This window comes from Spirillospora sp. NPDC049652 (genome assembly GCF_040675125.1).
Taxonomy (GTDB): domain Bacteria; phylum Actinomycetota; class Actinomycetes; order Streptosporangiales; family Streptosporangiaceae; genus Spirillospora.
The window spans coordinates 1-7,268 of the sequence record NZ_JBFAOF010000321.1 but is presented as its reverse complement, the minus strand read 5'-3'; the positions used below and the strand labels follow the sequence as shown (position 1 = coordinate 7,268).

Below are 7,268 nucleotides of genomic sequence, written 5' to 3'. Positions count from 1 at the left end.
GACGCGCTGGTCTGCGTCTCCAACTGCGACAAGATCACCCCGGGCATGCTGCTGGCCGCGCTGCGGCTGAACATCCCGACCGTGTTCGTGTCCGGCGGGCCGATGGAGGCCGGCAAGCCCGTCCAGGGCGTGCACGGCGGCAACAAGCTGGACCTGATCGACCCCATGATCGCCGCCGCGGACGAGTCGGTCAGCGACGCGACGCTCGCCGAGATGGAGGAGAGCGCCTGCCCGACCTGCGGGTCCTGCTCGGGCATGTTCACCGCCAACTCGATGAACTGCCTCACCGAGGCGATCGGCCTCGCCCTGCCCGGCAACGGCACCGTCCTCGCCACCCACACCGCGCGCCGCCGCCTCTACGAGGACGCCGGCCGGACGGTCGTGGAGATCGCCAAGCGGTACTACGACGGGGACGACGCGTCCGTGCTGCCGCTGAACATCGCGACCAAGGACGCGTTCGAGAACGCCATGGTGCTGGACATCGCCATGGGCGGCTCGACCAACACGATCCTGCACCTGCTGGCCGCCGCGGTCGAGGGCGGCGTCGACTTCGGGCTGAAGGAGATCGACGAGCTGTCCCGGCGGGTGCCGTGCGTCTGCAAGCTCGCGCCGGCGACCGCCAAGTACCACGTGGAGGACTGCCACCGCGCGGGCGGCATCCCGGCGCTGCTGGGCGAGCTCGACCGGGGCGGGCTGCTGCACCGGTCGGTCACCTCGGTCCACTCCGCGTCGCTGACCGAGCACCTGGCCAAGTGGGACGTCCGCTCCCCCGACGTGCTGCCCGAGGCGGTCGAGATGTGGCACGCGGCGCCCGGCGGCGTCCGGACCACCTCGGCGTTCAGCCAGTCCGCGCGCTGGGACGAGCTCGACCTCGACCGCGCGAACGGCTGCATCCGCGACGTCGAGCACGCCTACACCGCCGACGGCGGCCTCGCCGTGCTGCGCGGCAACATCGCCGAGGACGGCGCGATCGTCAAGACCGCGGGCGTCGAAGAGGAGCTGTGGACCTTCACCGGCCCGGCCGTCGTCTTCGAGTCGCAGGACTCGGCGGTCGAGGGCATCCTCGGCGGGAAGGTCAAGGCGGGCGACGTCGTCGTCATCCGGTACGAGGGGCCGCGCGGCGGGCCGGGCATGCAGGAGATGCTGTACCCGACGTCCTTCCTCAAGGGCCGGGGCCTCGGCAAGGCGTGCGCGCTGGTCACCGACGGGCGGTTCTCCGGCGGCACGTCCGGGCTGTCGATCGGGCACGCCTCACCGGAGGCGGCGGCCGGCGGCGTGATCGCGCTCGTCCGGGACGGTGACCGGATCGTCATCGACATCCCGAACCGGGTGCTGGAGCTGGACGTCCCCGAGGAGGAGCTGGAGGCGCGCCGCACCGAGCTGCTGAAGGAGCTGGGCGGCTACCGGCCGCGCGACCGCGACCGCAAGGTCAGCGCCGCGCTGCAGGCGTACGCGGCGATGGCGACGTCCGCCTCCACCGGAGCGGCCCGCGACGTGAGCCTCCTGGCCCGCTGAGCGCGCCGGGCGGGCCCTTCATCCGCCGACCGCGGTGAGGGGCCTCCGCCCGCTGATCCGCCCCCTGAACGCCCGTCCAGACGACCTCGTCCGGACGGGCGTTTCGGATCACGGCGCGGGCTCGGGCGCGGCGGGCGCCGCCGTTCCCGCTGCCGCTTCTTGCGACGGTTCCCTCGGAGGTAGGGGACGGCATGACGTCCGACGTCATCGACCGCCCCCGAGGGGGCAGGGCAGACTTAAGATCATCAACCGGACGCACCGGGCGTCCTGGAGGATCGAAGGAGCACGCCATGCCCGCCGCCTACGCCATCGCCCGCATGTACCCCGAGCCGCGCATCCACGACGACGCGCTCACCTACATGGAGCGCATCCAGGCGACGATGGACCCGTTCGGCGGGAAGTTCCTCGTCCACGGCGGCGTCCCGGACGTCAAGGAGGGCGAGTTCCCCGGCGTCGTGGTGATCCTCGGCTTCCCGGACGCGGCCAGCGCGCGGGCCTGGTACGACTCGGAGCCGTACGCCGAGATCAAGCGGCTGCGCGCCGACCACATCCCCGGCGACCTGTTCCTCCTGGAAGGCGTCGACGCGGACTACGACGTGGCGAAGACCGCCGCGGAGCTGCGCCGGCAGCGCGACGCGGCCGATGCCGCCGCCTCGGCGGGCACGGCGGGCACGGCCTCGGAGTGACGGCGCGGAGGGGCGGCGGGGCTCAGGAGCAGCAGCCTCCGCCGCAGCACCCTCCGCCACCGCCGCCACCGCCGCGCGGAGCGGACGCCTGGCCCGTCACCGCGACGGTGGACAGCAGCTTGACGGTGTCGTCGTGGCCCGCGGGGCACGGGGCCGGGTCGGACGCCTGGATCATGGGGCGCGAGACCTCGAAGGTCGAACCGCACGCGCGGCAGCGATAGTCATACCGTGGCACGCCCCCAAGGATACGTGCGGACGGCCGTCCGAACAGACCGCTCTTTTCGACGAGTCCGAGGCGCACCCAGGTTCGGCCTCTGGGCACGGGATGGTCAGGGCGGGGAACCCGGGCCGGTCACGCGGCGGGCTCGGTCACGTACGGCGCCCACTGCGGGTCGCCGTCATGGACGATGCCGATCAGCCGCCAGTGCGCGCCGCGCGGCACGCCGGGCGTGATGGGGAGCGTCCAGCCGAGTTCCTCCAGCAGCCGGTCGGCCTTGCTGTGGTTGCAGGTCTGGCAGGACGCGACGCAGTTCTCCCAGACGTGCTTGCCGCCGCGGCTGCGCGGCTGCACGTGGTCGATGGTCTCGGCCCGCCGCCCGCAGTAGACGCAGCGGAAGTTGTCTCGCCGCATCAGCGCGGTGCGGGTCAGGGGGACGCGGGTGCGAAAGGGGATGCGCACGTACCGGCGGAGCCGGATCACCGAGGGCACCTCCACCGTCATCGCGGCGGAGTGCAGGACCGCGCCGGTGGCGTCGTGGTGGACGATCTCGGCCTTGTCGCGGAGGACGAGCACGACGGCGCGGCGCAGCGGGAGGGTCGTCAGGGGTTCGTACGTCGCGTTGAGGAGCAGGACCTGGCGCATCAGACGGCCTCCGCCGGGGTGGGCGCGGCCGTCTTCGGGGGACTGGCTGTCCGTTGCTTCGCCTCGGCGGGCGCACGACTCGCGCGCGCCCCGAACCGAGGCCCGAGTATCGTCTCCGGCACCTGCGCGTCCGCCACGAGGACCTCCCCAGGGGCGATTCCGGCCCGTCCCTTCCCGCCCTGCCGCTACCCGCTCCCGGGACGGCGGGACGGTGGCGGCAGACCGCGACGGCCGGCCCGCATCCAGTGTGGTCCCTGAGCCGACCGCCCGCTACCCCCTTCATCCCCACGATCACGACGGTTCGAACGGCCGAGGCCCCCGGCGCCGGAAATATCCTGGCGCCGGGGGCCTTCGCGCACGTCCGGCGGCTCCGCCGAGCCCGTCCGGCCGGACCGGATCAGCCCACCCGACGCCGGACGGACCCCGGCCGGCTCACTGCCGCGCAGCGCCGGCGCCGTTCGAGGACGATCCCGCGCTCGGGGCCGCCGAACCACCGGACGCCGACATCCCGCTCGGCACGGCCGGGCTCTTCTGGGCGGACGCGCCACTCGCCCATGACACCCCGTTCGGCGCGGACGCTCCGCTCTGCCGCGGCGCAGCCGCCCCGCCGCCCTGACGCGGCGCTGCCGCCCCGCCGCTCTGACGTGGCGCGACCGCCCCGCCGGTCTGCGCCTTGCCCTGCACCTGTGCCTGGCCCTGCCCCTGCCCCTGCCCCTGCTGCCAGGTCGCCTTGCCGTTGATCTGGACCGTGCCGGTGGCGGACGAGGGGATGTCCGCCACGAGCTGTCCCGTCGCCGTCGCCCCCGCCTGCAGCGACCCGTAGGAGCAGCGGACCTCCGTCTGGAGCGCCTTGCACTCCTGCGCCACCTTGGTCACCTTGAGCTGCGGCGTGAGCTTGTGGACGAGGACGATGTCGCTCACGGCCTTGTCGCCGGTGTTGCGGACCGTCCATTCCCAGCTCACCGTGCTCCCCGCCTGGGCGACCTTCGGCGCGCTGTAGGAGAGCTCGACCTTCCCGGCCACCCGGTGCCCGCTTCCGAGCGCGCTGCGCCCGTGGACGGCGGCTACGCCACGGAACAGGCCCGGCGTGTCCACCCCGCGCACACCACTCGCGCGAGCGGAGACCACCCGGCCCGGCGAGGTGCGTCCGGGGACGACCTGGACGGAGGCGGTACGAGTGAGCACTCCCCGAGCGGATGTCGTGTGCGCGGGCGTCGCGTGACCATCGCCTCCGGGCAGAGCAGGAGATCTCACCGGAGGGATGTTGTGTCCGCTGGCCGGGGCGGCCTTCCCTGCCGCAGGCGCGGGACGGCCGAACGAGGGTGCGATGGGGCCGAGCATCTGCCCGCTCTGCCCGAGCCCGTTCTGCGCGAGCCCGTTCTGCGCGAGCCCGTTCTGGCGCGGCGCGGGCTGGTTGCGGGTGGGCTGGTCGTGGGTGGGCTGGTCGTGGGTGGGCGCGGGCATGATCTGCGGCCGCGCGGGCGTGCCGCCCGTGGGCCCCGGCGCGGGGACGGGCGTCGCGTGCGCGGGCAGCGGTCCGGGTGCGGCGGCCGCCGGCGCGGCGGCCAGGAGGACGGCGCCGAGCGCCGTCCCGCCGAGGACGGCGCCGCGTGCGGCCTTGCTGTTCTTCATGGACTAACCCCCGTGGTCGAAGAACCCTTTGATCATCTGCCTTCCTACCGATGTCACGTTGCGTGTACACCTCGTGACACGGACCGATCTCGGATCGTCCGGGGTGCCGGGTGAATACAGTGCTCGCATGAGCCGACCGCAGTACCCCACCGCGCTCCGCCAGGACGTCGCCGACGACCTGCACGGACACCGCGTTCCCGACCCGTACCGATGGCTGGAGGACGCCGACTCCGAGGACACCGCCAAGTGGCTCTCGGCGCAGGACGACCTGTTCCACCAGACGGTGGACGAACTGCCCGGCCGCGACCGGCTGCGGGCCCGGCTCGGCGAACTGCTCGGCGCGGGCAGCATCGGCACCCCGGTGTGGCGCGGCGAGCGGCGGTTCTTCACCCGCCGCACCGCCGAGCAGGAGCACCCCGTCCTCTACACCGCGGACCCGGACGGCTCCGAGCGGGTGCTGGTCGACCCGACCGGGCTCGATCCGTCCGGCACGACCACGCTCGACGGCTGGCAGCCCGACAAGGAGGGGCGGCTGCTGGCGTACAAGGTCTCGCACGGCGGCGACGAGGAGTCGCTGCTGCACGTCCTGGACGTGGCGACCGGCGAGCGCGTCGAGGGGCCGATCGACCGCACCCGCAACTCCGTCGTCGCGTGGCTTCCCGGCGGCGAGGCGTACTACTACGTGCGGCGGCTCGCGCCGGGCGACGTCCCGGAAGGCGAGGAGCAGTTCCACCGCCGCGTCTACCTGCACCGCGTCGGCACCGACCCGGACACCGACGACGTCCTGGTCTTCGGGGACGGGCTGGACAAGACGAACTACTACGGCGTCACCGTCAGCCGCGACGGCCGGTGGATGACGGTCACCGCGTCCGCCGGGACCGCGCCGCGCAACGACCTGTGGATCGCCGACCTCACCGCCGCGCCGCTGGAGGCCCCCCAGTTCCGGCCCGTCCAGGTCGGCGTGGACGCCTCGACCGGCCTGCACGTCGGACGCGACGGCCGCGCGTACGTGTTCACCGACCGCGACGCGCCGCGCTCCCGGATCTGCGTGACCGACCCGTCCGACCCGTCCCACGGGACCTGGCGCGACCTGGTCCCCGAGGACCCGGAGGCCGTGCTCACCGACTACGCGATCCTGGACGACCTCGACCGGCCGGTGCTGCTCGCGGGCTGGGAGCGGCACGCGATCAGCGAGATCAGCGTGCACGACCTGGCGTCCGGGGAGCGCCTCGGCGCCGTCCCGCTGCCCGGCCTCGGCTCGGTCGGCGGCATCGTCGAGCGCCCGGAGGGCGGGCACGAGGCGTGGTTCGGCTACACCGACAACGTCACGCCGTCGTCGGTGCTGCACTTCGACGCGCGGACGGGCGAGACGTCCCTGTGGGCGTCCGCGCCCGGCTCGGTCGCCGTCCCGGAGATCGAGACGCGGCAGGTCACCTACACCTCCTACGACGGCACGCCCGTCCGGATGCTGGTGATCTCCCGCCCGGACGCCGGCGACGGGCCGCGCCCGGCCATCCTCTACGGGTACGGCGGCTTCAACGTCTCGCTCACCCCGGCGTACTCGGCGTCCATCCTGGCCTGGGTCGAGGCGGGCGGCGTGTACGCGGTCGCGAACCTGCGCGGCGGCTCGGAGGAGGGCGAGGACTGGCACCGCGCCGGGATGCGCGACCGCAAGCAGAACGTCTTCGACGACTTCCACTCCGCCGCCGAGCGCCTGATCGCCGACGGCCTGACCACCCCGGACCGGCTGGCGATCTCCGGCGGCTCCAACGGCGGCCTGCTGGTCGGCGCGGCCCTGACGCAGCGCCCCGACCTGTACCGGGCCGTGATCTGCTCGGCGCCGCTGCTGGACATGGTCCGCTACGAGAAGTTCGGCATCGGCCGCATCTGGAACGACGAGTTCGGCTCGGCCGACGACCCGGACGAGCTGGGGTGGCTGCTGGCGTACTCGCCGTACCACCACGTCCGCGAGGGCGTCGCGTACCCGGCCGTCCTGTTCACCGTCTTCGACAGCGACGGACGCGTCGACCCGCTGCACGCCCGCAAGATGTGCGCGGCGCTGCAGCACGCCACGTCCTCGGACGCGCCCGTCCTGCTGCGCCGCGAGTCGGACGTCGGGCACGCCGCCCGGTCGGTCAGCCGCTCGGCGGCGCTGATGACCGACACCCTGTCCTTCCTGGCCCACCGGACCGGCCTGGACCTCGACCCGGCCTAGCGGATCCGGATCCGGCCGCGGCCCTCTCCGGCGGGAGGGGGCCCGGGACGACGGCCACCGGCGGACCGCGCTTCCGCCGGTGGCCGTCGTCCCGGGTGTCCGCTGGTGCCAGCGGGGTCTCTCAGCGAATCCTTTTCTCCAAGTAGATGTTGATGATGCCGTTGATGACCTCGCGGTGCGTCTCGCGCCAGCCGAACTTGCGGTAGAGCGCGAGGGCGGGGCCCTGCAGGGACGTGGTGTCGGCGCGCAGCAGGTGGTAGCCGAGCTCGGCGGCGCGGTCCTCCAGGGCGTGGACGATGGCCTCGCCGTAGCCGCGGCGCTGGAGCTCCGGCCGCACCCGCAGGCGCACCATCTCGAC

Annotated in this window: 7 protein-coding genes; 3 read left to right on the top strand and 4 right to left on the bottom strand. The window is 73.7% G+C overall.

The annotated features are described in order from the left end of the window. Positions 1–1,515: dihydroxy-acid dehydratase (ilvD, locus tag AB0J52_RS20775; protein WP_500183286.1), on the top strand; the 1,515-nt coding region annotated here is incomplete at its 5' end. A 290-nt stretch (positions 1,516–1,805) separates the two neighbouring features. After that, the gene (locus tag AB0J52_RS20770) at positions 1,806–2,201 is read left to right on the top strand and encodes a DUF1330 domain-containing protein (RefSeq protein WP_500183285.1); all 396 of its coding nucleotides are present in this window, start codon (positions 1,806–1,808) and stop codon (positions 2,199–2,201) included. A gap of 22 nt (positions 2,202–2,223) precedes the next feature. Here AB0J52_RS20770 and AB0J52_RS20765 read toward each other — a convergent pair whose 3' ends face one another. The 3 genes from AB0J52_RS20765 to AB0J52_RS20755 form a co-directional block, all read right to left on the bottom strand. After that, positions 2,224–2,436, bottom strand: coding sequence for an FmdB family zinc ribbon protein (locus AB0J52_RS20765; protein WP_500183284.1), 213 nt, complete (start codon positions 2,434–2,436; stop codon positions 2,224–2,226). A gap of 117 nt (positions 2,437–2,553) precedes the next feature. Then, positions 2,554–3,063, bottom strand: coding sequence for an HNH endonuclease (locus AB0J52_RS20760; RefSeq protein WP_500183283.1), 510 nt, complete (start codon positions 3,061–3,063; stop codon positions 2,554–2,556). Between the two features lie 432 nt (positions 3,064–3,495). Continuing rightward, positions 3,496–4,695, bottom strand: a complete 1,200-nt coding sequence (locus AB0J52_RS20755) for a hypothetical protein (RefSeq protein WP_500183282.1) — start codon at positions 4,693–4,695, stop codon at positions 3,496–3,498. Between the two features lie 127 nt (positions 4,696–4,822). On the opposite strand from AB0J52_RS20755, the gene AB0J52_RS20750 reads away from it, so the two are divergent. Further along, the gene (locus tag AB0J52_RS20750) at positions 4,823–6,910 is read left to right on the top strand and encodes a prolyl oligopeptidase family serine peptidase (protein ID WP_500183280.1); all 2,088 of its coding nucleotides are present in this window, start codon (positions 4,823–4,825) and stop codon (positions 6,908–6,910) included. A gap of 121 nt (positions 6,911–7,031) precedes the next feature. Here AB0J52_RS20750 and AB0J52_RS20745 read toward each other — a convergent pair. Beyond that, on the bottom strand, positions 7,032–7,268 hold a 237-nt coding region (locus AB0J52_RS20745; RefSeq protein WP_500183279.1), incomplete at its 5' end, for a GNAT family N-acetyltransferase.

Excerpts from the sequence above, each read along its gene's own strand:
- AB0J52_RS20770 (WP_500183285.1), top strand. The coding sequence starts at position 1,806 with ATGCCCGCCGCCTACGCCATCGCCCGCATGTACCCCGAGCCGCGCATC.
- AB0J52_RS20760 (WP_500183283.1), bottom strand. The coding sequence starts at position 3,063 with ATGCGCCAGGTCCTGCTCCTCAACGCGACGTACGAACCCCTGACGACC.
- AB0J52_RS20755 (WP_500183282.1), bottom strand. The coding sequence starts at position 4,695 with ATGAAGAACAGCAAGGCCGCACGCGGCGCCGTCCTCGGCGGGACGGCG.
- AB0J52_RS20750 (WP_500183280.1), top strand. The coding sequence starts at position 4,823 with ATGAGCCGACCGCAGTACCCCACCGCGCTCCGCCAGGACGTCGCCGAC.